Origin of the sequence: Pelagibacterium sp., from assembly GCF_048264985.1 — a bacterium.
In the GTDB taxonomy this organism is placed as follows: Bacteria; Pseudomonadota; Alphaproteobacteria; order Rhizobiales; family Devosiaceae; genus Pelagibacterium.
Genome location: NZ_JBLXCL010000001.1, coordinates 1 through 25,332 on the forward strand (window position 1 = coordinate 1; position 25,332 = coordinate 25,332).

Annotated in this window: 29 protein-coding genes; 20 read left to right on the forward strand and 9 right to left on the reverse strand. The window is 60.2% G+C overall.

Features of this window, described 5'->3' with window-relative positions; all coding sequences use genetic code 11:
• Positions 1-202: 202 nt before the first annotated feature.
• A complete protein-coding gene (locus ACN0TA_RS00005) occupies positions 203-448 on the forward strand; it encodes a hypothetical protein (protein ID WP_417578580.1) in 246 nt (81 codons plus the stop codon).
• Here ACN0TA_RS00005 and ACN0TA_RS00010 read toward each other — a convergent pair.
• A complete protein-coding gene (locus tag ACN0TA_RS00010; protein WP_417578581.1) occupies positions 429-1,403 on the reverse strand; it encodes a ParA family protein in 975 nt (324 codons plus the stop codon). The genes ACN0TA_RS00005 and ACN0TA_RS00010 overlap by 20 nt on opposite strands.
• 381 nt (positions 1,404-1,784) lie before the next feature.
• On the opposite strand from ACN0TA_RS00010, the gene ACN0TA_RS00015 reads away from it, so the two are divergent.
• Positions 1,785-2,393: a DNA-binding protein gene (locus ACN0TA_RS00015; protein ID WP_417578582.1), complete on the forward strand. Its 609-nt coding sequence runs from the start codon at positions 1,785-1,787 to the stop codon at positions 2,391-2,393.
• 52 nt (positions 2,394-2,445) lie between these two features.
• Complete coding sequence (locus tag ACN0TA_RS00020; RefSeq protein WP_417578583.1) at positions 2,446-2,853, forward strand: winged helix-turn-helix transcriptional regulator; 408 nt, start codon at positions 2,446-2,448, stop codon at positions 2,851-2,853.
• A 169-nt stretch (positions 2,854-3,022) separates the two neighbouring features.
• On the opposite strand, the gene ACN0TA_RS00025 is transcribed toward ACN0TA_RS00020, so the two are convergent.
• From ACN0TA_RS00025 to ACN0TA_RS00035, 3 genes are read right to left on the reverse strand one after another with little or no spacing between them, the layout of a single operon-like run.
• A complete protein-coding gene (locus tag ACN0TA_RS00025; protein ID WP_417578584.1) occupies positions 3,023-3,892 on the reverse strand; it encodes an asparaginase domain-containing protein in 870 nt (289 codons plus the stop codon).
• Positions 3,792-4,115: a hypothetical protein gene (locus ACN0TA_RS00030; RefSeq protein WP_417582108.1), complete on the reverse strand. Its 324-nt coding sequence runs from the start codon at positions 4,113-4,115 to the stop codon at positions 3,792-3,794. The genes ACN0TA_RS00025 and ACN0TA_RS00030 overlap by 101 nt, the downstream gene beginning before the upstream one ends.
• A complete protein-coding gene (locus ACN0TA_RS00035; protein ID WP_417578585.1) occupies positions 4,112-5,665 on the reverse strand; it encodes a MobA/MobL family protein in 1,554 nt (517 codons plus the stop codon). Before ACN0TA_RS00035 ends, ACN0TA_RS00030 begins: the two co-directional genes overlap by 4 nt.
• A 344-nt stretch (positions 5,666-6,009) precedes the next feature.
• On the opposite strand from ACN0TA_RS00035, the gene ACN0TA_RS00040 reads away from it, so the two are divergent.
• The 12 genes from ACN0TA_RS00040 (at position 6,010) to ACN0TA_RS00095 (ending at position 16,023) form a co-directional block, all read left to right on the forward strand.
• Positions 6,010-6,135, forward strand: a complete 126-nt coding sequence (locus ACN0TA_RS00040) for a hypothetical protein (protein ID WP_417578586.1) — start codon at positions 6,010-6,012, stop codon at positions 6,133-6,135.
• A 10-nt stretch (positions 6,136-6,145) separates the two neighbouring features.
• The gene (locus ACN0TA_RS00045) at positions 6,146-6,490 is read left to right on the forward strand and encodes a hypothetical protein (RefSeq protein ID WP_417578587.1); all 345 of its coding nucleotides are present in this window, start codon (positions 6,146-6,148) and stop codon (positions 6,488-6,490) included.
• Positions 6,487-6,876 carry a hypothetical protein gene (locus tag ACN0TA_RS00050; RefSeq protein WP_417578588.1) on the forward strand — a complete coding sequence of 130 codons (390 nt, stop codon included), beginning with the start codon at positions 6,487-6,489 and terminating at the stop codon, positions 6,874-6,876. Before ACN0TA_RS00045 ends, ACN0TA_RS00050 begins: the two co-directional genes overlap by 4 nt.
• Before the next feature lie 186 nt (positions 6,877-7,062).
• The gene (locus tag ACN0TA_RS00055) at positions 7,063-8,694 is read left to right on the forward strand and encodes a recombinase family protein (protein ID WP_417578589.1); all 1,632 of its coding nucleotides are present in this window, start codon (positions 7,063-7,065) and stop codon (positions 8,692-8,694) included.
• 170 nt (positions 8,695-8,864) lie between these two features.
• On the forward strand, positions 8,865-10,160 hold the full coding sequence (locus ACN0TA_RS00060) for a tyrosine-type recombinase/integrase (protein WP_417578590.1): 1,296 nt from the start codon (positions 8,865-8,867) through the stop codon (positions 10,158-10,160).
• 11 nt (positions 10,161-10,171) lie between these two features.
• Positions 10,172-10,585 carry a hypothetical protein gene (locus tag ACN0TA_RS00065; RefSeq protein WP_417578591.1) on the forward strand — a complete coding sequence of 138 codons (414 nt, stop codon included), beginning with the start codon at positions 10,172-10,174 and terminating at the stop codon, positions 10,583-10,585.
• Between the two features lie 133 nt (positions 10,586-10,718).
• Complete coding sequence (locus tag ACN0TA_RS00070) at positions 10,719-10,991, forward strand: hypothetical protein (protein WP_417578592.1); 273 nt, start codon at positions 10,719-10,721, stop codon at positions 10,989-10,991.
• 5 nt (positions 10,992-10,996) lie between these two features.
• Entirely contained in the window at positions 10,997-11,608 is a 612-nt protein-coding gene (locus tag ACN0TA_RS00075; protein ID WP_417578593.1) for a hypothetical protein, read from the forward strand.
• Between the two features lie 72 nt (positions 11,609-11,680).
• The gene (locus ACN0TA_RS00080) at positions 11,681-11,917 is read left to right on the forward strand and encodes a hypothetical protein (protein WP_417578594.1); all 237 of its coding nucleotides are present in this window, start codon (positions 11,681-11,683) and stop codon (positions 11,915-11,917) included.
• Between the two features lie 49 nt (positions 11,918-11,966).
• The gene (locus tag ACN0TA_RS00085; RefSeq protein ID WP_417578595.1) at positions 11,967-14,681 is read left to right on the forward strand and encodes an AAA family ATPase; all 2,715 of its coding nucleotides are present in this window, start codon (positions 11,967-11,969) and stop codon (positions 14,679-14,681) included.
• A 623-nt stretch (positions 14,682-15,304) separates the two neighbouring features.
• Positions 15,305-15,712, forward strand: coding sequence for a hypothetical protein (locus ACN0TA_RS00090; protein WP_417578596.1), 408 nt, complete (start codon positions 15,305-15,307; stop codon positions 15,710-15,712).
• An 11-nt stretch (positions 15,713-15,723) separates the two neighbouring features.
• Entirely contained in the window at positions 15,724-16,023 is a 300-nt protein-coding gene (locus ACN0TA_RS00095) for a hypothetical protein (RefSeq protein ID WP_417578597.1), read from the forward strand.
• Here the strand turns inward: ACN0TA_RS00095 and ACN0TA_RS00100 are convergent.
• Positions 16,016-16,654: a recombinase family protein gene (locus tag ACN0TA_RS00100; RefSeq protein WP_417578598.1), complete on the reverse strand. Its 639-nt coding sequence runs from the start codon at positions 16,652-16,654 to the stop codon at positions 16,016-16,018. The genes ACN0TA_RS00095 and ACN0TA_RS00100 overlap by 8 nt on opposite strands.
• Positions 16,655-16,845: 191 nt before the next feature.
• Here ACN0TA_RS00100 and ACN0TA_RS00105 point away from each other — a divergent pair, with 191 nt between their 5' ends.
• The gene (locus ACN0TA_RS00105) at positions 16,846-17,097 is read left to right on the forward strand and encodes a hypothetical protein (protein WP_417578599.1); all 252 of its coding nucleotides are present in this window, start codon (positions 16,846-16,848) and stop codon (positions 17,095-17,097) included.
• Positions 17,098-17,173: 76 nt separating this feature from the next.
• Here ACN0TA_RS00105 and ACN0TA_RS00110 read toward each other — a convergent pair whose 3' ends face one another.
• On the reverse strand, positions 17,174-17,419 hold the full coding sequence (locus ACN0TA_RS00110; protein WP_417578600.1) for a hypothetical protein: 246 nt from the start codon (positions 17,417-17,419) through the stop codon (positions 17,174-17,176).
• 447 nt (positions 17,420-17,866) lie between these two features.
• On the opposite strand from ACN0TA_RS00110, the gene ACN0TA_RS00115 reads away from it, so the two are divergent.
• The 4 genes from ACN0TA_RS00115 to ACN0TA_RS00130 are packed head-to-tail and all read left to right on the forward strand — an operon-like array spanning position 17,867 to position 23,133.
• Positions 17,867-18,430: a hypothetical protein gene (locus ACN0TA_RS00115; protein ID WP_417578601.1), complete on the forward strand. Its 564-nt coding sequence runs from the start codon at positions 17,867-17,869 to the stop codon at positions 18,428-18,430.
• On the forward strand, positions 18,427-18,900 hold the full coding sequence (locus ACN0TA_RS00120; RefSeq protein ID WP_417578602.1) for a hypothetical protein: 474 nt from the start codon (positions 18,427-18,429) through the stop codon (positions 18,898-18,900). The genes ACN0TA_RS00115 and ACN0TA_RS00120 overlap by 4 nt, the downstream gene beginning before the upstream one ends.
• 13 nt (positions 18,901-18,913) lie before the next feature.
• Positions 18,914-20,482: a hypothetical protein gene (locus ACN0TA_RS00125; protein WP_417578603.1), complete on the forward strand. Its 1,569-nt coding sequence runs from the start codon at positions 18,914-18,916 to the stop codon at positions 20,480-20,482.
• On the forward strand, positions 20,482-23,133 hold the full coding sequence (locus tag ACN0TA_RS00130) for a hypothetical protein (protein ID WP_417578604.1): 2,652 nt from the start codon (positions 20,482-20,484) through the stop codon (positions 23,131-23,133). Before ACN0TA_RS00125 ends, ACN0TA_RS00130 begins: the two co-directional genes overlap by 1 nt.
• 80 nt (positions 23,134-23,213) lie before the next feature.
• Here the strand turns inward: ACN0TA_RS00130 and ACN0TA_RS00135 are convergent, their stop codons facing one another.
• From ACN0TA_RS00135 to ACN0TA_RS00145, 3 genes are all read right to left on the reverse strand, one after another.
• Positions 23,214-23,705: a hypothetical protein gene (locus ACN0TA_RS00135; RefSeq protein WP_417578605.1), complete on the reverse strand. Its 492-nt coding sequence runs from the start codon at positions 23,703-23,705 to the stop codon at positions 23,214-23,216.
• Positions 23,706-23,811: 106 nt separating this feature from the next.
• Entirely contained in the window at positions 23,812-24,399 is a 588-nt protein-coding gene (locus ACN0TA_RS00140; protein ID WP_417578606.1) for a hypothetical protein, read from the reverse strand.
• 14 nt (positions 24,400-24,413) lie between these two features.
• On the reverse strand, positions 24,414-25,232 hold the full coding sequence (locus tag ACN0TA_RS00145; RefSeq protein ID WP_417578607.1) for a hypothetical protein: 819 nt from the start codon (positions 25,230-25,232) through the stop codon (positions 24,414-24,416).
• Positions 25,233-25,332 lie beyond the last annotated feature (100 nt).

The following is a 25,332-nucleotide window of genomic DNA, read 5'->3' on the forward strand; positions in this document are numbered from 1 at the left end:
TGAAAGACCCGCTTTGCAAGGTCCACGCCAACAATGCTAACTTCATTCATGGATGCTCTCTCCTTCAAGTGACGTTGCAAACATCACTTTGGCACATTGCGATGCCGTCGGGAGGGGGCATCCACTCCATCACTTCTCAACGGCAATCAACAGTCGTCGAGTCAGATTGCTCGTCAAAGCCCGCCGATTTCGATGCAACAGCGTGCTGTGCGGACAGAAGATATTTGCCGAGCGGCTGGAGAATGGCGTGCTTGCGCCCTGGGCGCGCAGGACAAAGCGTCTCAACCTCCTCGTCCATCATCTGGGCTTGGCGCTCGGTGGGCGTCCGGCCTCGCGTTTTGCCGATCAGCTCATGGTGCCTGTCAGTAAGGACACCTTGATCCGCACCGTCCGGCGCTATGGCACGGCAGTGCCGGTGCCTCCTCGCGTCATCGGTATCGACGACTGAGCGCCCGGCGCTGGGCCTTGCTGTATCGCACCAGGACACGACCGATTTCGGCGTTGATGGGGCCGCCGTCCTCCTGGAGCGAAGACATGCCGCGCTTGAATTGGTTCATCATCTTTCTCCCTTGCGAAGCCTGCCGCAAATCCGGTGCCAGAGAACGATATACTCGGCCGAGCCCGGACCGTAGCGTTCGACCTCGATGATGCACCTTGCCCTGAGCGGTCGCCGTGATGATCGCCTGGCGCGATGTGATCTGCCCGCCCCACATCCAGCGGGTGCGCTTGGCAAGCTCCTCCCGGGCATCACGCACCGCAGGGTTGTCGGCCATGATGCGTCGCGGGGGTGCGGAGCTGATCACCGTGAAATGCGACGCCTTGTGCACCCTGAGATGGCGCAGCCACGCCTGAGCCGTCGTCAGGTCGAAAATGGAGGGACGGGAAAGAAGGACGAACAGGTCCGTGGCACGCACGAGGCCGGGCCAGCCTTCCCCCGGCTGCTGCGGGTGATCGATCAGAACGAGGTCGTATCCTTCCGCCTGGGCGGTCCTGCAGGCCCTCTCCGCATCATTGTAGCCACAGGCCCGCACCGTGATATTGGCATCCTCGCCCCAGATCCGCGACCAGCCACTCACCGAGCGCTGCCGGTCGAGATCGAGTACCAGAACGGCAAGCCCCATATGTGCGGCGATGACCACGAACTGCACGGTGGCGGTACTCTTGCCGGCGCCACCCTTCCCGACGCAACAGATCACCTTGGCACTCTCGAACGGCCAGCGCTGCCTGAGCAGAGCGCGCAGCCCCGCAGCGATCTGGAAGCGATCAGCACCAGGCTCGACCGCACCCTCGGCGCCAAGCAGGGCGCGGGCGGCGTCGGCGGCAGCCGGAGTCGACACTGTACGGCGTTCCAGAGAGGACGGAGGAGGCGCCAATCGCCCCGGCAGGTTGAAACTCAGCTTCATCGGCGGATCCCGAGCCTGTTGATCTGACACAGGCTAGCGGACACGCCGGCAAAGCAAAAATCTATTTTTGTAGAATAAATCAGCGGGTTGGCACCGGTCCGATTGGCCGGAGCAATGAGCCGCAAGGGGCAAGCGACGTCAGCCAGCTTGCTAGCAAGCCAGCTTTGTGCCTTGCCGCACTTTTCCGCTGAACCGATCACCACCCCGTCTGGGTTCGGATCGCTGACGCTATCGCCGGAAGAACGAGCATCCGAAGCGCGGCCGATACAAGCCGGACCGTTACCGGGCGTTAAGCATGAGGCCAGCGCTCGCTTGCTTCATCCTCGTATTAGCATGGTATGGTATGGTACGGTTCTAAACCAAACCTGATGAGAAAGATCGATGACCGCTGAAATCGCCACACTCGAAAAAGTCCAAGCTGCTGTCGAGCAGCTTCATCGCGACGGCAAGAAAGCCACGGCCAACACGGTGATCGCCGTCATCGGTGGAGGATCTAAGCCCACCGTTCTCAAGCATCTGCGCGCCTTGCGCGAGGCGCCGAAGCCATCTGCGGACCAATTACCCTCCGCCGTTCTCGATCTGGCCAGGCCGGTGATCGGCCAGATTTACGACCAGGGCATCAAGGCCGAGGAGTTGCGGCATCGCGATCAGACCGAGCGCTATCATCGCCTGCTCGGCGATCTCGAGGCGCAGGTGGAGGAACTGACGGAAACGGTGCAGGCTCAGGAGGCGCGGCTTGCCGAGGTGACGGCAAACCTTGACGAGGCCCGGTCGGCTCTCGGTGACGCCACCCGCACCATGGCCGAGCAGAAAAAGGAAATCGACCGCCTGCAGGCCGCGCTCGCCAGCCAGAACGTCCAGGCCGTCGATCATCTTGCCGGATTGCTGCAGGGCGTTGAAGAAAAGGTCGCCACCATCGCTGGCAAGCTCGACAAGGCGGCCAGCAGGACGTCACGGCGGGCTCAGGGCAGCGCCGGCAAAAAGGAATAGCTGCCGTTCCGCAGCCGACTCAATTCCAGTCGCGTATGACTACGAAGTCTGCGTGGGGCCGTGGCCGTTGGTGCCGGCGTCGGGGATCTTCGTCGATGCGAGCGAGGCCCCCAGTCGCGACGATCTCCTGGGCGAGCCCAAGAACGACATCGAACTCAACCAGTTCCGCAAGGTGATGAACATGGTCATCGGGAAGTGGAAGATCGACATCATCTGGGTGCTGCTGGCCGGTCCCTTGCGCTTCGGCCAGTTGCGCCGGAGGCCTCCCGGCGTCACCCAGCATATGCTGACCGCCCAGTTGCGGGCGCTGGAAGCTGACCGTCTGGTTACCCGCACCGCCTATGCGGAGACCCCGCCGCGCGTCGAATATGCGCTGACCGAGAACGCCTACGCCCTCAAGCCCATCTTCCTCGATCTGTTGAAATGGTCCCGAGAGGTGCACAAGAAAGCACCGTTGTAACCGGGCTGCCGCCTGCTGCCTGCGCGCGAGCCCGGTGCGCAGGACACGTTGCCAGTCGTGAGGCGGGCGGAGCCTCACCCCCTCTTTCGTCGATCAGAATTCGCATTCAGTCCGACTATGCGGCGTTCGCAGACCGCCGGAAACAGCAGCTGCGCAGGGTCCTGGGGCTCTAGCAGGCAGCGAAGCTCTCCCTGATCTGCTCACGAGTCCATCCGTTGCCTATCAGCACTGACAGCAAAAGCCGGGCCTTGGGCGCGCGCAGATGCCCCGAGGGAATCAACCCCGCAGCGATCAGGCTGATCTCGGATCCGGGAAAGCCGTAGGTCGAGGTAAAGACCGGACCGGCCGCCACCCGCGTCGTGAGGATGACGGGCATGCGCTCCGCAAGGCTGGAAAGGGGTGAAAGGACGTCCGCCGGGACATGCCCGGCTCCTATGGCTTCGAGCACCAGACCACGATAGCCGGCACTCTCGACGTGTCCGAACGCACGGCCGTCGTCCCCCAATCCGACCTTGACCATGGCCACCGGCGCGAAGGCCGGAAGGAGCGGTGCAAGGACGGGTTTGCGGACCGGCATGGTCGAGATCACGGCCTCGTTTTCGGCAACGAGGCCGAGCGGACCTGAACCGGGAGAGGTAAAGGCGGAGGGAAGCGCGGTGTGCATCTTCTCGACGCGGCGGGCGCTGTGGATCTCGTCGTTGAGAACGACGAGCACGCCCAAGCCCCTTGCGGCCGGTGCCGAGGCCGTGCGGATGGCGGCTACGAGATTGGCCGGCCCGTCGGCCCCGGGCGCATCGGCGCCGCGCATGGCCCCGGTGACGACAACCGCGGGTCCGTCTACGAGCTCGATTCCGTTCTCGCCCCGGACCTGCTCAGTGGATGGGGCAAGGATGTCCCGTAAATCGAGAACGATTGATACGCTCTCGGAATCTGACCTCCTAAGCGATTCCTCCGTCGTCCTCGCCTGGCGCAGTCGACGCCCTCGTGGTTTCCTCCAGCCAATCCCCGGCCAGGGCGACAGCAAACCGATCGCGGTCATGGGCACAAGCCTCGATCTCCTGGCGGAGAGATTCGGGATTGACTGAAGCGCCACGCGAGAGCAGCGCAAGCGTGGCGTCGGTCACAAGGCGGCAAGCGCGGGATCGGGTCTGCGCGGAGCTTTGCCGCGCCTGTCGTTCTAGCTCGTGTTGTCGGGCTGCCAGCTGTTCTCGCTGAGTGCGAATGGCCCGCAGGGCACGGAGGTTTGCGAGGAGTTCGTTCATTGCAGAACCTCCCCGCCACCAGCATGCGCATGCCTTGCGCCATCGTCTGGCGGCACCGGGTAGAGATCGTAGAATCGCGGATGCGGCCGGAACGGCCGTGACAAAGGCGTGCCAGGGACCGTCATTGCCTCAAGATCCTGTTCGAGGACGTGGCGCCGCCACAGATCGTCTTCCTGACCCAGGGCCCTGTCGACCATGTCGAGGATGATTCCGACAGAAAGATCGTTCGGCTCCGCGGTGTAGCTGACGAGTGCCGCCACCAAGCGTTCCAGGCCCCGATTGCCCCAGGCTGCGACTTTTGCCAGCATCTCCCCACGGCTTTCCGGATCCGCGGCCCGAATCGTCTGCACGACCTCCCGGGCGGCGCGGAGCACGTTCCCCTTGCCCATGAGCTCGATCCGGGACCGCTTGCGGGCCATTCCGGAGACACTTGGTAACAGCGGCGCAGGCTCGGGAGGAACCGGAATTGGCATTCCATCAGAATCGGTCAAGCTGAGATCGCGCCAGCCCCTGCGGCGGGCCAGGACATGCACGGCCCGGGCAGGGTCGGCTTGCAGCCTCCCCTCGATCAGGATCTGGTCTCCGGCATCGATCAGCACCGTCCCATCGACGACAAACGCCACGCCGACGCCTTCAACCGCCACGCGTTCGTCGACGGCGATGCCGGCGCTCATAAAGGCGGTCATCGCCACTTCCACGAGGAGCGGTTTCGCACCTTGTCCCTCTGCCTGCCATGACGTCAGAACGGACATATCCTCGAACTGGGCATCGATTTCCGCCTGCAGATCGCCTGCCTGCCGTTCCAACGCTTCAATTTCGACCATCACCTGTTCGTGCTCACGGCGCAGGGCACGCTGGCGCTCACGCTGCGCCAACATGATTTCAGCACCCGGTGCGGCGCGATCCCGCACGGTCCGCCTTGGCAGCCGGTCCTCCGGCGGCAGGGCATCCTCGCGCGCGGCATTGGACGCTGGATCGAAGCGCACTTCGATGCCGCAATCCTCGGCAATGGCACTGAACAGATCCGCCACCCGGTGCCGGACGTCAGTGCGGAACCAGCTATCCAGGGCGCGCCACTTCTTCTTGGCGAAACCGAGGCTCGACAGCGTGCGCGTCGAGATCAGCCCGTGGATGTGATCGTTGGCCAGCCCGTCTTCGGCAGGCGAGGTTTCCCAATCGACCTGAACGGCAAGTCCCATTTCGACGAAGCCGCGATAGATAACTTGGACGAACCCCTCGATCCGATCCGTGGGCAGTTCGCGCGGCCAGGAGATATCGAAGAACCGGCCTTCCCTGGCGTCCTTCCTCTTCTCGATGTCTCCGGCGGCTTCCCAGACAACCTCCCGCATCCAGATAGACGGATCTACGCCTTCGGGAAGCATCAACCAGTGCTGGACATGACTTACCCGGCAGCCGTTCCGGTGCTTGTCTTCCGGAATGCCCTCATGGCACTCGATCCCCATCTGGTAGGTGGACCGCCCGATCGCGCTCCAGCCATCGCGGCGCGAAACGCCCCCGAAACTCACACCCGGCAATCCAACCGTTCCCATCGCTACCCTCGCAACGTGTTAGTGAATGAACACATTGCGCAAGCGTGCTGCAGACCCTGGAAAGTATCCAGATCACGAACGCGTGATCGACGTGGGGATGGATTTGCGGTGACCACACCTTCGTGGACGAAAACTAAAATGCGAGCAATTGCCGACGGCAGACATTAACCGCCGATTCAGCATCCGCTCGACAGCGCGAGGAGATCTGATAGGGAGCATGATGCCGGTTCCAGCCAGAGCCGGTCGAGATTGGTTGGCGCCCGCATTCAGGCGGACGCCACGGGAGTTGGAGCTCCCGCAGCATCCTGACCATTCCTCGCTACCTGCTGTAACAGGAGTTCAAAATGGCTAGGTATCTTCTGGACGTGCGCCTGCGCGCCGTCAATCCCGTCTATTCTCCCCTCCCCCACGGCTTTCTCTCGCGCTTGCGCATCATCGTGCGCGTCGCGATGCTGAAACCGTCGGTATAGGGGGACGATCATGAAATTGTTGGCCATCATCGTGGACGCCTCGGGCGCGCTCCACATCGAAGCCACGCGTGCCCCCGACCTGCGGCGGCGGGAGATTTCCGCCCAGACGGGAAGCGCCGACCTCGTCTTTGCCGCTGTCCCACCGCTGGGACAGTCGGCCGAACAACTGGTCGTGGAGTTCGACGCCGTGATCGGAGCACAGTGGCCGGTCGATGCCGACGCCGTTCGCCGTATTGCGGTATGGCATGTGCATCTCAGGCCCAGACTGCAGCGCGTGACCCGCAAAGTCCGCAGGCGCCTGCTCCGGAAGCTTCGGCTTCAGCGGGCGGCTCCAATTCTGGACCCGGCGCATTGATGAGTTGGATCAACCGATTCGCGCGCAATGAAGCACCGATCGCACCACTCATGGCTCAACCGGTCGTGGAGGCGTGGGCCGTGCCCCACGGATTCCCGGAGGGGATCGCAGCTGAAGGCAAGTTTTTGATTTCTTCTACAAAATTACGTTTGCCTTCGAAAAGAATCCATCTGACCCTTGTTGCGTGGCTGGCAAAAGATGGCGACCTCCTCCTCGTTTGTCAGCCACCCGCGAGGGTAGGTGAGGAAAATTTCCCACGCCGGTCGGCGGCCATCCCTCTGCGCGTAGGCCGTCGGCTGGCGTGGGACATCATGGTTGCGCATGGCGTCGAAACGACACGGTCCGTCGGCGCCACGCGCAGCTCGCGCATCAAAGCCGGCACATGACAAACGCACGGTAGCCGGTGCACAAACTGAAGCGATCGTCTCTTCCCAGAAGCCGGAAAGAGACCTTCGATATGACGATCGCCCGGGACCGGTCACGGCGCGGGAGATCGATCTCTACCTCGCCTGGGCGGGCGACCTGCTTGCCTAGGCGAGGCTCTTTGGACCCTCTGGGGAGCGATAGAGACAATGGAAAATGCAAGTACCGGTCCGAGCGTCCTTCGCGCGGTCGGCTATGCCCGGGTGAGCACCCGGCGGCAGGCCGACCACGAAGTTTCACTCGATGAGCAGCAGCAAAAGATCGCTGCCTACTGCACACTCAAGGATGCCAGTATCATCGAGCAGTTCGTCGAACGAGGGCTCACTGGCCGAACCGATAAGCGTCCCGAGTTCCAGCGCCTCATCAGCTATGTCTGCGATCCGGCCAACGCCGTCGATCTGGTGGTGGTTTATTCCTTCTCGCGTTTCTTCCGGAACGCTTCGCAGTATCTTCACTACAAGGACATGCTCAAGGCAGCGGACGTTCGACTGGTTTCGGCGACCCAGGATATTCCCGAGGGTCCCAATGGCGAGTTGATGGAGACCATTCTCGCCGCCTTCGACGGCCATCAGAGCGAAGTGAACGCCATGCAGGTGCGCGACGTGATGATGGCCAATGCCGAGAACGGGTTCTGGAACGGGTCGAAACCACCCTTTGGATATCGCACCCGTGTCGCCCAAGTCCTCAACCGCAAGGAAAAGAAGGTTCTCGAGATCGACCCCGGCGAGGCCGAGATCGTGCGCAAGGTCTATCGCCTCTGCCTCGGTAACGAACCGGGACTGCCACCGCTCGGCATGAAGGCCATCGCCAAGCATCTGAACGAAGCCGGAATCAGGCGCCGCGGCAAGCCGTTCTACACCAGCGCTGTCGCCGAAATCCTCACCAGCGAAACCTATACCGGCACCGCCTATTACAACCGCATCGACAGCCGCACCCGGAAAATCCGCCCCCGCGCGGAATGGATCCCCGTCAGCGTGCCGGCCATCATCGATCAGGAAACCTTCGATGCCGTCCAACGAATCCTGCAGGCCCGGCGCCCCGACAAGACCGCGCCCCGCGTGGTCAACGGACCGACCCTGCTCACCGGTATCGCAGAATGCGGCAATTGCGGCCGCGGCATGATGTTGCGGACTGGCAAGAGTGGGCAATACCGCTATTTGACCTGCGCCAAGAGCGCACTCGAGGGCACCGGATGTGGCCAGAGCATCCGCATGGACGACATCGACGAACGCGTGCTCGGTGCCGTGGAGGAAAAGGTCTTCTCGCCCGACCGGACCATGGAAATACTGAAGGGCATGATCGACCGCTCGGTGGACGGCCGTAAGCAGACCAGCATGGAGATCGAGCGCCTTCGGCAGGTCATCAAGGACGCCAAAGCCCGGATCAAACGCCTTTACGATGCCATCGAGGCGGGTATTGCCGACCTTGGTGACGATGAGTTCCGGCAGCGCATCCAGACGGCTAAGCTCGAAGCGAGCGAGGCCGAAACCCGCATCAAAATGCTGACCGAGCGTGCCACTCTTTCTGATACCGATATCGGTCCGGACCAGATCCGACGCTTCACGAGTGGAATCCGCGAACGCCTACGTGACGCCGATCCCGCCTTCCGCCGGACGTGGCTGCATCTGTTCGTGGACAAGGTGATCGTCAAACCCGACAGCATCGTCATTCGCGGCCCCAAGGAGCCGATCATGGCCATTGCGAAGTCTGGAAGCGCCCCAGGCAATCAGGTGCCCAGCTTTGCACGGGAATGGCGCACCCGACACGATTCGAACGTGTGACCTCTGCCTTCGGAGGGCAAATTGCTATCCGATGCAACGGCTGACGCTCGATAAACATAATAGTAAGAATAACAGGAATATCAACGGTTTATTCGCTATGCCCAGCCAGCTTGCGGATTTGGGTTAACCACTTTATACATACTCTCATCGCTAGCTATGTGGGACGTTGTGTGGGACAGCTTGAAAAATCCGAGATAGACACCCCTTCGAAGCGCGCTCGCCTGGAGCCGCGCAAGAACCCGTATTGGGTTGGTGTAAGCGGGGGCCGCGGTGGCGTGTCTCTTGGCTACCGCAAGCCCGCGCGAGCGCACGGCAGTTGGGTGGCCAAGGTTGTGCTGGAAGGCAACCGCGTCGAGGAACGTCTGGGCGCTGCCGATGATGACGGCGCACCTCATGGCGCGCTGACCTATCGCAAGGCGGTGGCGGCGTCGCTTGAATGGGGCCACCAGCAGCACGCAGCTATCGAAGGCCGGGAAGCATCGGCGCCGCGAACCGGCCCGACCGTCACCACGGCCGTCAATGAATACGTCAAGGAACGGTTGGCGCGATCGAAGCGTGACGGCACGATCTCCCAGGGGCGGCTAGAGAACTATGTTTTGAGCGACGAGGCTTTCGCCAAGACCCCACTTTCCAAGTTGCGCGCCGCCACCATCCAGCAATGGCGCGAACGGCTCACTGCCGAGCCCTCGCCTGATGACGACCGGAAGCGCCTGGCGGCCTCATCGGTCAATCGTTTGCTGAACGATCTACGGGCCGCGCTCAATGCCAGCGCCGAGAAACATCGGCGGCAACTGCCCGCTGCCCTTCCCGCCGAAATCAAGGTTGGGACGAGGTCAACGCGCGTTGCGACCGAAGCCCGCAAGCAGTTGCTGAGCGATGAGCAGATCAAGGCGGTCATCGATGCCGCCTTCGCGGTTGACGCCGATGGTGACTTCGGGCGGTTGACGTTGCTCGCTGCCAGTACCGGCGCGCGCTATTCCCAGCTGACGCGCATTCGCGTCGGCGGGCTCCAGATCCAGAACAAGCGCATAATGGTGCCAGGTGCCAGTAAGGGCCGGTCTGCCACTGCCCGCCCGCCCGTTGCGGTGCCGCTGTCCGATGCGGTGATCGAAAGGCTGTTACCAGCAGCGGAAGGCCGCGCAGCCGACGAGCCCCTTCTGATGAGGTGGGCGTATCGTAATATTGGGCCTTTCAAGTGGGAAAAGGATGTTCGGCGCCCTTGGGGGCCGGCGTATGAGATCGAAAAGCCTTGGGCCGCGACCGTCGAGCTCGCCGAAGTGCCGACCGATACGATCATGTACGCCCTGCGGCATACGTCGATCGTGCGCGGGCTCAAGGTGGGTTTGCCGATCCGTCTCGTCGCCAGCTTGCACGATACGTCTTCGGAGATGATCGAGAAACACTATTCGGCGTTCATCGTAGACATGACGGAAGACCTCGCGCGCCGTGCGGCGCTGACATTTTGAAAGACCCGGCCATGAGAAAGCCAATACGCCGAAAGAAGATTTCACCCGCAGGTAAAATTTACGGGCGTCCTGTAGGTGGCGAAAAAGGTGACGTCCAGTTAGCCATGGAAGACGGCATTGGGCCTATGCCCAAAGTTGCCGAACGAAAAACCCGGCCTTCGCGAGAAAAGCGCGACCACATCATGTTCGCCATCAAAGGCGAGGTATTCAAAGCGCGCGCCACTGGCAGTCTGTCGGACAAGGCAGATCAGTGGCTTGAGGAACAATTCCCCAAGTCTGTCCACGGCAACGGGAAGTTTCACACTGCGGAAAACAAAGATCTGGTGATCCGGTGGCTCCGAGAAACGGCTCGATCGCCGGTCCCTACAGCAGACTATTTGCGCAGCCGCAGCATACGCTCGGGGCAGAAAAAATCGAAGAAATAAGGACGGTCGAGACTTTCCGACGTTTCCCCATCTAGATCAGTGACTTAGATCTTGCCGGGCTATTTTAGTGATCTTCGCGAAGTTATGACTATCATCGGTAACCCTCGGATTCAGTTTAACCGGAGGTTACCAAATGTCTGATCCAATCATTGATGAAAACTGGCGCGCTCGCCCCCTTCTCCCGATCAAGATGGCGGCCAATATCGCCGGCGTTTCCCCTGCAAGCCTTTACCGCGCACAGACCGACGGCTCGATAGAGTTCAAGCGTCTCGCTGGTCGCACGCTTGTAACGACCCAGAGCCTTGTAGCGATGATCGACGGCGCCGAGCCCTGGACGCCCTCGGATCGTGGCGCACATGGTCGTGCCGCTCGAACCGAACGCGCCCGCGCGGCCTGGGCGGAGTAAGCGCGATGCCAAAATGCGTGATGGCCTACCCGCCGAAAAATACGACCCTCGAAAAAGTGGTCGCAGAGATCCGACGTCAAAACCCGCTGATAGAAGGCGATTGGCGTGGGCCGCATGGTGACGCTGCCGCCCGTGTTCGCCTGGAAAGGGAGCCCCGTCTCTGGCTGTTGCCGCACGAGTTTGTGCGTGACGCTATTGTGCTCCGGACTATTGAACTCCGCGACGGCGAAGCCATAGCGAAGGCGATCGCTACCTATGCGCCTCGGCTGCTCAATGAACACGCCGCGTTCTTGCAGGACGTTCACCGGCGCTACGCCACTGGCGCAGCCCGTCGCGCGCCGGAGCAAAATTCCGAAAGCATTTCCACCTTTGTCACACTGGCGACAATCTCGAAACTCCGTCGGCTAATGCCGGACGCACGGGACAACGCAATTTTCGAGGCGGCGGCGAAGGATCTGGGCATCAATCGCGGCGTCGTCCGTCGCGTGGCCCTCCGAATTGATCTCGAGGTTAAGAGCCTTTCGCCAGAAGACCGTGCTGTCTTCGATGAGACGGTACGCGCCGCCGAGGAAATGATCGCCGAAATGCAGAACGCGCCGAAGTCTAGTGTTCGATAGGGCGCCACAAGTGCCCGTCGCAACGAACACAACTCGATGCGATGCTTGCCGGAACCCCACAGGAGAGCTGAAATGAAGCCTGCACAAGTGCCTGCCGTTTCCCGCTACATCACACTTTCCGAGGCCGCCGAACTGGCTGACCGCTCGTATTCATGGGCGCGAGACCGGGCGGTAATCGGGACATTTGAAGTCAAACGACTGCCCAGCGGCCGCATCCTCGTGGCGCTGGATACTGTGATCACCGAGCTGCGCAACCTGCGCCCCAAACAGGGCTCGCATCTGCGCCTAGTCGTCGACAACACGAAATAGAAAAGCCGGCGCCCACTGGCATGGGCAACCGGCCTGAAAGGTATTCTTGATGATGGCTGAACCTATCACAGACGCCGAAAAATCACAACGCCAAGCCGATATCCTGCCGTTCGCGACAGTCAGCTTTACGCGCGTCGAAAGCGAAAACCGCCTGACCAAATCCATACGGTTGGAAGGCAGCAAGATCGTCAAATCAGGCGATATCAAGCTGACGAAGGGGCGAGCCTATCGGCACAAGTTCACCGGCGCGCCAGCCGACATCCTGCAAAGTCTGGCGGGCGTGTTGCAGAAGCTTGGGCCAAACGAAGCGATCATTACCGCACCGCCGTTGGGCAATGAGGCCGAATATCAGATCGTGACGAAAGAGCGCGCCAGTACCATACCGGGCGCCATTGCGCGGACACGGACATATTTCGCGCCGGTAGCCGGAACGGCTTTGTTCGGCATGGATTTCGACACCGCCGAGTTTCCACCGGACCTGTTGGCGAAGATTGGCGCCGCAGGGAAGATATCCAGTGTGTTGGCTGAAGTTTATCCGCCTCTCGCGAACGCTGCTATGCTGTTGCGGCCTTCGGCGTCGTGCGGTGTTCGGCAGCTCGGCCAAAAAGCCCCCGAACCTTCGGGCCAGCATCGCTATTACGTCGTCAACGAAGGGGAGGCGATAGAGAGCTTCACCGAAACGCTGAACAAGCGTTTGATGCTCGCCGGTTATTTGTGGGGGAAGATCACCGCAACTGGCGCTGTCCTGCCACGCTCGCTATTCGACATTGAAGCGTCCAAAGACCCGACACGGCTTTTCTATGAGGCCGACGCAGTATTGGGCGATGGGCTCGAATATGCGCCTGGCGCGCGCGACCCTCGTGTGACCAGGGGCGGGCTGCTAGACATCACCAGCATTGAGCCTCTGACGGAGGAAGAGCAGGCACGGCTCGACGCTGCGATTGAAGAACTAAAGAAGCGACTTGAGCCGGAGGCCGCCCCGATCAGGGCCGCATACAAAGAGCAGCGTGCAAAGGCCCTTATCGCAAGAGGCACCAATCCCGATATAGCTCGCCGCTTGGTCGAACATGCTCTTGAGCGCTACGAACTCAGCGGCGACGAGATAATTCACACGGATCAGCAAGGCGCTGTTTCGGTGCGCGACATACTTGCCGACCGTGAAGCGTTTCACAAGAAGACATGTGCCGACCCAAACGAGCCGGAGTACAACGGCGGACAAAACGTCGGCGTGATTTACACCGACAGCACCCCGGTGCGCATTTTCAGCCACGCGCACGGCGGCATAAATTACACGTTGCACCCCGCCATCGAAGATATTCTCGACGTCATTGAAGACGACCAGGTTGCCGACCAGACCGGTGACACGAGCACGGGGGTTTTTAGCGGTTTGGGGGAGGGTGAAGGCGTATTTGAGGATAAACCGGCTACCACATCGGCGGTTGCTGCGCTTGGTTTGCACAATGCGCAAAAGCCGATCGCCCCGCAATCACTGCCCGTTAGAAAGTGGATTGTGGAACCGCGCTTCGCGCCCAATACAGTGACGCTCGGCGTTGGAGCGCCAGGCGTCAGCAAGTCGACACTGGCCCTACGGGATGGTCTCGCCATTGCGGCCAACCGCCCTGATTTGCTGCACGGGCTCGACGCCAATGGAAATCCCATCGGCCCCGACCGGCTTCACGTCTCTGGTCCGGTCATCATTTACGACGCCGAAGATCCTTTGTCGGAGATGCAGCGGCGCCTTGCCGCGATGAAACGGTTCTACGGCCTCAACGATGGCGATCTGAAACATCAGCTTATTCTGTGGTCCGGCGTTGATCGTCCACTGACCTTGGCCCACCGTGACGACGCCAAGGGCTTTCTGAAACGGTTTGCCGGCGACGCAAAATCAGCCGGCGCCGATCATCTGGAGCAGGTGATAAGGGAAACGGGCGCCGTGTTGGTCTGGCTGGTCCCTCTTATCGATCTGGCAAGCGGTGGCGCCGAGAATGATACCGATCGCCAGAAGGAGCTTGTCGGCATCATACGGCGCGTCGCTGAGACATGCGGCGTTTCCATTGGCGTTGCGCATCATACGCCCAAGGCAGCGAGTGACGCGCCCGGCGATATGAATTCGGCCCGCGGCGCGGGCTCGGCGGTCGGCGTGGCGCGCGGTATGTTTACGCTAGTGAACGTGACGGGCGAACGCTCGGACGAAAAGTCCTGGGGTGTCTCAAGGGAGGATGATCTCTTCCGTCTCGACTACGCCAAGGTCCAATACGGCAAACTGCCGAAAGAGCCGGTTATCATACGGCGCATGAGCAAGCCTGTGGGCAACGGCAGCGGCATGGCGCCAACTGAGGCGGCTGCATTGTTCGGCGAAAGTCCGCGCGAACGACTGGAAGCTATGGGAGATTTTGCGCCCGTGCTTACCGTCGTCAGCGCGAAGGATCTGGCCGCCATCAACAAAACCAGAAACCGCGACGATGAAAAAGCGCAGAGAATTGCCGTAATCATCGACGCGCTGATGGGCGATCGGGACGAGATGAAGGTGAGCGACCTTGTGTCTCCGGCCGCCGTGAAGCTGCAAGAAGACGGCATCTGCAACACGAAACACCGCCCGACCATCACCGGGGAAATCAGGGTGGCGCTGTTCGGTAAAGGCGTGAGGCTCGAGCGCGACGGACAGACTGTCCATCTGCATGTCGAGCAGAAGGGCCGGGGTCCAACGTCCCCTCTATGGGTTGTGCGGACGACAAAGCAGGACGGGGCCGCCGATGAAGCTTAATTCACTCCCCGTTCGCCGCACTGTGCAGAGGCCCACGAGAAGGCGGGAAACAACTTGTCGTTTCTTATCGGCAGCTTATCGCCGACAAGCAAAAAATATAACAAAAACAATGGGTTACTGTCAAAATTGCCGCAACTTGTCGCTTGTCGCCGCCATGACAAGCGACAAGCGCGAATTTTCCGTAGCAAAATCAATGACTTGCAACTTGTCGGACTTGTCGCCCTGTAAGGGGGCACCGCCACCGACAAGCGACGCCCTTCCAACCCAAAGTGACGGGCGCTACGCGCCCCGATCACAACGGAGGTCTTTCCTCAGCTTCAAAGTCCTTGAGGGAAACGGAATGAACCAAGCTATACGCGCCGACAGGTCCAGGGAGGAAACGGACATATTGTCGGGTAGCGCGGTTTGCAGCTTCTGGCCGGCGACACGGCTCGCGCGGTCATACCCCATAAGGGCTATTCTAAAAGGGGGGTCAGGAGATGCCTAAATCGAGAGATAAGTCGATCAGGCGCGTGTTGAACGGGCGACGGGCGATCCATCTTTGGAATACGCAGATGCGCCACAGTGCTCCGCTATGCGGTGCCACGCGCCGTTATGATGGCAAACCTTGCACGCAAGTCGCGATGAAGAACGGCCGTTGCTACTACCATGGAGGGGCAACTCCGACAGGTGACGACTGGCACAAGCGCCAATGGCCGAACGGTACGGCAAAAGACGCCATTCACCGGATGAACCAGAAATTAGTTAAGATCGAGAAAGCGCGACGAGAGCGGGCTCTGCGCGTCAAAGCCATGACCACCCAACAGCGTGCCAGGCACGACAAGTGGCACAAGGAACACCCGTCTGGATCGGCCAAGAAGAGGCGGGCGGATCGCTCACAGCGCGAGCGTGACTTAGAGGCGCGCAAGTTGCTCGCCAAAGCCGATCAAAGACCCCGGCAAATCTCATCCGAAGAACAACGCATCGCCGACAAGATTGCCGAACTCGAACGCCGAAAGCTCGAGATTGAGCGCGGCACCATCTCTGATTGAAAAGAAACGTTATGACGGACAAATCTATCGCCCAAGTCGAAGCCGAGCTGCTCGAGCGCGTGCGCACCGAGGGTGTGCTTGTGGCTTATGAAACCTGCCTTGCCATTTGCCGAGATCAGACCGCCCCCGCGAATGCGAAGGCAGCAGCCTCGGGCTGGATCTTCCGGGTCGGTGGCTATCTCAGCAAGGAAAGCACCACGAGCCGTTCCAAAGAGCCGCACGAAATGTCACCGGACGAAATGGCCCAGGAAATAGAGCGACTGGACGCCCGCGCCCGCCAGCTAGGGACGGCGAACGATCCTTTCAGCTGACCACATTTGCCGGGGCGGAGCGCTCCACTACCCGAGCTTTCAAACGTGAAAGTGTGGAGCGTGAGCATCCAGTAGCCGCGACGATGGAGTTCCAACTGTCGCCGCGCTCCAACATTCTCACGATCTGCGCGTTGCGCTCGGCATTCTCCGGCCGGCCCTGGTACTTATTCTTCGCTTTGGCCGCGGCAATGCCTTGTTCCTGCCGCCGGCGCCGGTCCTCGTAGTCTTTACGAGCGATAGCGGCGAGCATGTCCAGCATCATGCCGTTCATGGCCTCCGTCATTCGGAACGTGAAATCATCGCTTGGCTGGAGCAGCACGTGGGACGTCTGAATGTCTAGCGCCACAACCTTCACCTCGCGGTTCATGATTTCACGCTTTAGAGCTTCCCAATCGTCTTTGTTGAGGCGGCTTAGCCGATCGACCTGTTCGACCAACAAAATGTCACCTGGTTGGCAATCGGCCAGCAGGCGAAATAACTCAGGGCGCTTGAGCTTCGCGCCACTCTCGTTCTCGATGTAGGTGGCAGCGATCCGTAGCCCTCGCTCTTTCGCGAAGTTTTCGAGTTGGCTTCGGGCACGAGTGGCGTCTTGGTCTTTGGTTGACGCTCGGAGATAGGCGCGGACAAACATTTCAACACCATAAGTTCGCTTTGGATGGTTCGATATTGATCAGTTCGTTTTGGGTTGTCTAGATATAATAATCGAACCAAATATGAGTGGTTCGCCTGAAGCACACCCTTTTCGAACCTGATGCGATCGTTAGTGCCAAGCGGTTCGTCTGGTGATAACTCGAGCCGTCGGGAAGGTATGCGAGGAAAAGAATGCGCGTCTATCAGTTGGACCCTAAGACCGGAGCAAAGCGATATGCGGTTCAGGAGAACGGCCATTACGTTCTCGGGGATTATAAGAAGTTTGGAAGACGACAGCACACCACAGCAAATCGCATCATGGTTCGAACCGAGCAAGAGATGATCGATTTGATATTGAGGGGGCACTATGTCCGTGTTGAGCACGACGTGCGGCCCAGCCTGGTCCGCAAGAACCTCTACATCGACGGCAAGCAGGTGACCTGATCGATCGCGCGGCATCTGTTGACCTCGCACGAAAAAGCCCGGCGCGGTGGCCGGGCTCTTCGGGCTAGTCTGGTGGTTAGCGAGGCGCGAAGGGCACAACGTTGGTGCCATAGCTCACCGCCAGTTGCGCAGCTTCTAGCCAATCGCCATGAACGGGCTCCAGGTCATCGCAAAGCTGTTCAGTGTCATGCTTGGCCTTTTCCGCCAGCGCAACCGCGCGTTCCGTACCGGCTACGCGTTTCAGTTCACCAATGAGCGTCTCAAGAGACAGGGCGATATGGTGGGCGCGGTCATCAAATTCATTTGCCAAAGGGTTCGTCATCGGGTGGTCCTTTCTCGGGGTTGTTGGGCAATTCTGGGCAGACGGCAGCGTGTCTGTCGAGGATTAAATTGGCCTACATGTGCACTTTGTTTCGCAGCAAAAACAATGGTTTATCGGCGTGTCGGACGGTGGCCCTTGCATTGTTGGCCCCTGTCCGCACTGTCGTTCAGCATTGCCGACAAGCGCGACAAATTTGGCGCTCGCGGCGGTGCATCATAGCACTGCCGAAACTTCAGCACCCACCCGGTGGCGTCCGACCCCCGGACCACCCCTCCGGCCCGGTCCAAACGATCGCGCTGAAACGACAACCGACCGCGATACCAATTTGCGTCGCGCCCGAACTTTTGACGTCCTGTCTTTGTTCGTTTGGCCGCAACAGCTTGCGCTTTCAACGAACACGATAGCCCCCCATCATCGCAGCATCCGAAGTCAACGAATGCAGTGAGCATGGGTGAAGAAAAGTCGATTTTTGATGGTCTAGCCGAGTTCGAAGGCGAGCCGCCCGCTCCGCCTGCGCCCGATTACGAAGATGACCATGAGTTCTGGGTCAAGACGATCGGCGACTGGCTGTGGCATGTGGCCGAGGGCGAGCACCGAGCTTATCACCTGTCCCATGTTCTTTTCACCACGGCGCGGCGGGCAGCAGCCGCAGGCAAGTCCACGCGCTATCAGCTACTCACATCTTCCCAGCGCGGCGAATTGACCCTGAAAGTCAGCCTGGCGCATCGCGCCAACCCCAGCATGTTCTGGGAAGACAACGCCACGACACGTGAACTCACTCGCCAAGGCTTCCGGGCTCTCCAAAAGCTCGTCGATCTTTGGACCGAAAGCGAATTTGATCGCTGGGCATATTCTCGCGGGGAAATGGCAGATTTCTTCGCGTTCGCCCGCATCTTCCGAAACCTGATGCACAACATCAGCTTGGCGGAAGACATGGAGGCGCGTTCCAAAAAGCGGACAGCCGAAGACGTTGCCAAGATCCGGTGCATGGTTTTGGGAGCGGTGGAATGACCGGCGGCCCCACCATCGAACAGCGGGAGCAGACGGCGCGAGATTTTATCCATCGCGCCCTGGGCCTCATCACGCGCCCGAAGTCCTCAAAGGGTCCCGTTCTTGTCGACGTGGCAAACGCCCTCGAAGAACTTTGCCGCGCGGCAATCACCTACCCCGACCTTCCCACCTTGGGGATGGATGTCTCGCGGGCCCTCTTCGATTTGGCGCCGGTCTTGGTCGAGGCGGCGTCGGGCGAGATAACGATTGAGGAAATCTATTTTGCTCTCGGCAATGCCGCTGGATTGTTGACCGTCGGGCCGGACGGCTGGGAACGCGATCGATTGGGTTACGCATCGATCCTCGCCGCCAAGCTCAAAATCACCTTCCATGAAATGTTGTTGCGTGAGCGCGGATACCCGCTGGCCCGCGGCGTCCAGATCAAGCGGCTGATGGATACGCCGCGCCTTCCAACCGATCCCGTCCACTAGAAAGGGCAGCCCCATGGCCGTCGTGAACAACCCAGCCTTGGCCCAAGCCGCGCAGAACCTGGCTGAAATTTTTCGTCCGCCTTCAGGTGCTGAATTGGCCGGATATGCCAATGCGAAGGCGACGGGCCAGCAGTCCGAACGGCTTGCGCAGCTCTTTGCTGATCCCAACCTTCCCGAGTGGGACAAGCGGGCAATCGCCGCCGGGCTCTACAACCCGACCCAGAGCTTTTACGCCCAGGACCAGAACAACAGCACGGCGATGCGAGGCCAGGATATCGGCTACCGCTCGAATATCGACGTCGCCAACATCAATAACGCTGGCGCGCTTGATCGCCAGAACGCCGCGCCCATTCTCGTCAATGAGAACCAGACAGCTTTTCTGCCTGGCCAGACCCAGGGCGCGACTGGCTTGCCGCAGATCATGACGGGCAACATAAACCTTGCACCGGGCGAAGTCACACACACGGCAGGCGGTGGCCTTCTCGCCGGACCGGCCAAACCGTTGACCGAAAGCGAACGGGACGCCGCCCACATCGAAGAAATGCGAGGCGCGGGCCTATTCACAGACGAGATGTTTCTCGACACCATCATGGGCGAGCGCACGCCCGTGGAGGCGCTTGGGCCGGACGGACAGCCAATATTCATGACGCCGGGCGCCGCAACCCGGACGGGGGCCACACCAGCGCCTTCCGGCAGTGGCAGCAGCGCCGCCGAAGCCCAGATCGGCCGCCTGTCGCAGCAGTTCATCGATACCGGCCTTACAGCCGATCCCAGCGAAGCGCGAAACCTCGCAATCGGCATCGTCGATAACCGCTATACGGTCAGCCGCCACCCGGTCACGGGCGATGCGCTTGTTCTGGACGTGGCAACAGGCGAGCCGGTTTCCCGCGCCGGTGGCACGACGACGCCAGCAGGCGGTGGCACCTTTGACGGGGCTTTCAACGCGGTGGGTGACGCAACCGATCCGACGCTAGACGCGATCATGCGCGACGAAGAAAACAGCGAAAGCCCCTTCGGCACTCGTTTCTCTAATTCGCCGGAAGCCTTTGGTGTCGGCGGTGCCCTTACCGGCGGCATCAATACCGTTTTCGATGCTGTGGGCGCCGGTGCGCCATATCCCGAGGTCCAGCAGACGCAATCGGACTTCGATGTGCTCCGGGAAACGCTGCTCAATGACATCGCTTCAGCATATCCCCGCCAACCGCCGTCGTGGCTCTTGCAGAATATCCAGGCGCTTACGCCGCGCGCGGGGAATGTTTTTGAGGGTGCAGGCACGGCACAGTCAAAGCTCACCGCCTTGGGCCGGTCCCTCACCGATGAGTTGAGCACCGCCGAGGAAACCTTGCGCGGCGAATTGAGCCCAACCAATCGGCAGGAAACCGAAACCCGCGTGATCGGCCTTCGGGCAGCGATCGGCCGCGTTACCGACGCCCTGCAATCCTTCGACGGCGGTGGCCAAACACCGACCCCGCCGTCTGCGCCTACGCCGCCCGAAGCGCCACAGCCCGGCGCGGTGGAAAATGGCTATCGGTTCAACGGCGGCGATCCCGCCGATCCATCCAATTGGGAGCGTGTCGAATAATGGCTGGACCTTGGGAACGCTATCAGCAGAACGGGGCGCCTTCGGGCACCCCGCAAATTACCGTCACATACGCCGATCCGCCCGAAGTGCAGAATGATCAGCCGGCAGGGCCGTGGCAGCGTTATGCGCAGCCCCAGCAAGCGCCGGCGGTGGCAGATCAGCGGCCCCATGGTGCCGCGTTTCTCAACCAAGGCATCGCTCAAGGGCTCGGGCTCCCCGTCGACATGGTGAGCGGCGCGATCAATGCCGGTGTATCTGGCGTGAACGCCCTTACCGGCTGGGAAGTCCCGACGATCGACGAGCCGTTTGGCGGATCGGCCAGCATCAATCGCGGCCTCAACGCAATTCCCGGTGTTTCCGCAGCCCCGCCCGATACACCGCCCGAAAATCTGATCGAGCACATCTTTGCCGGCGCCGGTGGCGCAGCGGGCGCGATCGGCCCCGTTGGTGCAGCCGGTCGGCTTATGCAGTCCACGGCCTCGCCTATGGCGCGGGCGGTGGGTAGCACGCTGACACAGCCGTTCACCCAAGCGCCTGTGCGCGGCTTCGCTTCTGAAATTGCAGCCGGCGCAGGGGCGGGGGCGGGCATGGACATTGCCGATCAGCTTGCACCCGATAACCCCGTAGCCTCGACACTTGGCGCCCTATTTGGTGGTGTCGCCGGCGGGGCGGGACCATATCTCGCGTGGGAAGGCGTCAAACGCACGCCCGTAGTCGGCGGGTCTATTGCCGCGGGCACGCGTTTGGTAGCAGGCGAAATCGCACCATTTACCCAGACTGGTGCCATGGAACGCGCCCGCCGCCGTATGGCCGGGCTGGTCGAAGATCCAGACGCTGCAATCGACGGGCTGAACACGCCCACCATCGGCGGGCTTTCGCCAGCCGTCTCGACAGGTGATCGGCGCTTGATGGCGCTCGAGCAGACCGTGCGCGACACGGACCCCACCATTGACGCGATCATGCGCGACCAGCAGATGGGCAGCGGGCAAGTCCTCCGCGAAGAACTGACCGCATCCGCCCAAGGCGTTCCGACGGTCGCGGCGCGGGATTACATGGAAAACGCCGTCCAGCAGAGTGTCGACGGCCTTGGCCAGACGCTGGACCAGACATTCGGACGCCCCCTTGGCGTCAGCAACGTCTCGACCGCACTTCGCACCGGAAGCCAACCAGCGCGCAGCACCGCCTATGACGCCGCCTACGAAACGCCGATCGACTACGCCAGCGAGGCAGGCCAGACGCTCGAAAGCCTGATCGGGCGTGTCGAACGCGCGGCACCCGGCACGATCGCTATGGCCAACCGGCTCATGGCGGGCGAAGGCGTCCAGTCTCAGCAGATCATGGCCGATGTCGCGCCCGATGGCAGCGTGACCTTTACCCGGATGCCCGACACCCGGCAGATCGATTACATCACGCGAGCGCTCAACCATATGGCCGAAAGCGGCGACGGACGCGGGGCGATGGGCGGCACGACCGACATAGGCCGCGTCATGGGCAATCTGGCCCGTGATATTCGCGGCGCGCTCGGAGAGACCAATCCACAATATGCCCAGGCGGTGGCCACGGCCGCCACGCCAATCGGGCAGCGCAACGCCCTTCTATTTGGTCAAGACCTTCTCAAGCCCGGCACCGCGCGTGACGTCGCCGCAGAACGGATTGCCGACATGTCCGAGCCAGAACTGGCCTTTGTGCGCCAGGGTGTGCGGTCGCAGATCGAAGAAACCTTGTCGAACGTCAGGGCCGCGATGACGAACCCCGATGTGGGCATTCGCGAAGCACAGCAGGCACTCGTTCAGCTTTCGAGCCGGGCGGTGCGCGACAAGATCGGAATGATCCTGCCCGAAGATGCCGCCGAAGCGTTTTTCCAGCGGATCGACGAAACGTCCGCTATGCTCAATTCGCGGCAGTCGGCGCCACTCAGGTTTTCCAATGCAAGGCCAAATGAGGAAATTCGCTCGATCATCAACGGGCCGAACCCGCAACAGGCGACGGCGCAGCTTGTCGCGCAAGCGGCCAATGACCCGACTGGCCAGGCTCTTTACGGTCTTAAAGGTGCTTTCGTTGATGAGCTGATGACGCGCTCGCGCACCAACGCTTTCGGAGACGATGGCGCGCCTCTTCTGTCGGGCCGTGCCATGCAAAACGCCCTAACCGATAACCGCGTGCTGGCGGTGGCCAACAATCTGCTTTCGATGGAAGAGCGGTCGCGGTTCTCGGCCATCGCCGACGAACTTGCCCGGCTCGAGACCATGCAGGGACAGTTGCCCAGCGTTGGCGGCGTCATGGAAGGCGAGCCCAACTCCGTTGTCAGCATGTTGGTTAGAACGCTTGCGGCTCGCATGGGCGCACAGGCGGGGCGCGGCACAAGCGGCGCATCGCTGCTTACGGCGAACTTTGCCTCGCAACGTGCGCGCCGCCTCTTGGAAGCTTTGACGTCTGACCGGGCAGAAGGATTGATCCGGCAAGCGGTGGCCGGTGACCGCGAACTGTTCGAATTGCTGCTCACACCCGCAAACCGGATCACGCCACAGCAAGAAGGCAAACTGGTCCAGGTTCTCTCCCGCACTGCAACGGGCACGACTGGCGGGGCGGTGGCGACCACTGACGAGCCAGAGCCAAGCTTGGAAGATACGATTATGGAAGGCGCTATGTGATGGTTGGCCGGGTTCGGTGCGGCAAACGTTCGTTTAAGTCCGTCACACCAGCGCTAACCTATCAACAACTTTTTGCTTAACTATACCGCAACCGTTGCCGATCGAATGATTGAGATGACATTCTCAGGGCTAGACGCCGCCTGAAGATTTTCTTCTAGCAGCCGTTGAAGCTCTTTCCGCCGCTTAGATTTCTTTTTATCCAACTGACTAGCGTTTACGGCCGTCGGTGTCGTGGAGGTAATATCAGCGTGGTGTAACTTTTCGCCGTCGAAAGTGTCGTATACACAATACCATCGTTCATCTTCGATCAGCCTCCGGACCTCCGCAGCTTGCATTATAGAAACTCCGACGAGCTCATAAGGACCGTCTTCAGCTCCAAGCAACTGATCGATTGTTGCTCTAATCTCGCTATCGGAAGCGTCTTCTCTGACCATACTCAACCCGCTGCTGAAAATGGCTCTAATTCGTGCGCTCACCAGCTCACCTGATGTTTGATCATATCCGTTTGGTGAGGTGATAATACGAGCAATGTACTCACTGTCGCCCACACGCTCATAGCCGTCGCCGCGCAATGAGGCGCTTTCACAACCGCAATTTGGACTGAACGTATCCAGGTCGGCAGCTTTCGTCCTAGGAGGGCTACCGGTCCAAATATCTACGCAACCACAACCCAAGCTGTCACCGCCGCATCACGGCAATTGCTTCTCTCAGTTCGGTCGGCAAACTTTTGGCGGTGAACCCCAGACGATAGCCTTCAAGCAACTCGTCCCCACGTTCAAATTCGAAATTAAGTTCATTTGGGCTAACGATCGCAATCTCGCCGCTCCAAGAGCTGTCTCGAAGGTTGAATAGAGGGACCCCATCAGAGCCAAGGTTCACGGCGAGGCGCAAACGGCTATTCTGCAATAACGCAAATGCGTCGATAGCACTATTCAGAACTTCCGTGGTGGGTGCCAGGCCATTTTCGCCATCCCAGCCATTTCGACGAGTTTTAAAGGACCTCAGCCGATGAAGTCCCTTATCCGCATCAGAATCTGTGATGAAAAACTCGCGCTGCTTAGTTCCAAACGACGAGATTATTCGATAGCTCTTTTGCCTCGCATCGCGGTGAATGATCAACTTTTTCTGGCGAGCACGAAGACGATCGATACCGTCGCTCGCAAGCGATACAACATCATCCAATGCGAGAAATTGATGAAATGATTGATCGACGCCGACGCTCAATTCCCGCGCGGTGCTATCATAAATGTTTCCATCAAAGTTCATTATCGCGCTCATGGTCACCCGTTCAGTGCAATCGTTGCCGCAGCATCTTCAGTGAGAATGTCGGCGAGCTTGTTTTTCAAGTGGACATGAAGCTCATCGAAGCGTTGTTCGAAAAACTCATTTCCCAAATCGTCGAGCGGTAGTGAATCATGCCCTTGCTGATTGAACAAGTCACTCATGCTTGTTCTAAAGCGCATCAGCCGCGTTTGCTTCCCATCTCGCCTTCGGGTCGCTTGCGCAGCTTCAATATCGACATTAACCAGACGTTTTGTAAGAGTGTCTGGCTGATCGAAGTACCCAATGTGGCTATGCCACGAGTCGCGGGGCTTATACGCAGCTGGCGCAACGTACTCGCTATCCTTACGCAGCACTTCGCTACAGTCGGCGTCTTCCACCAGCGCCTCGAAAATATCCACGTATTCCAAATCGACGGAAAGAAGAGGAACCACTGAGATATACGTAGATGCGGTAGCGTACAAAACGTCTTGAAGTTTTTCGCGCAGAGCGTTCCAGCGCGTGTACCGCCATTCCTCGAAGTTTACGTCTTCCCGCGTGATCACCAACTTGTCGGAGAAAAAATTGGGGGTTTCCAACCGAAGAAACTCGTAACCTACGGTCTGTTGCTGACTCGCCGAAGGGCCGTTCGGAGACAAGCCAATAGATACATCTTCGACGGTCTGAGCTGCATTCAAACCATAGCTATCGGCAACGCCCCTGGCCTGTTTTTGAATGCGCTGCCACGGTATGTCCGTAACCTGCTGCCCAAAGCGTATACGAGCAGTTACCTGCTGGATAGAATGGGCTGAGTTGGCTGGTTTCCAAGACTTCAACAAGCCTAATAACTCCCCGTTTCGGAGTTGATTAGCTTCACTACGCCGGGCACGTCAAGCGCCATGAGATCTCCAGTGGCAATATGGCCAAGTTAATAATCGA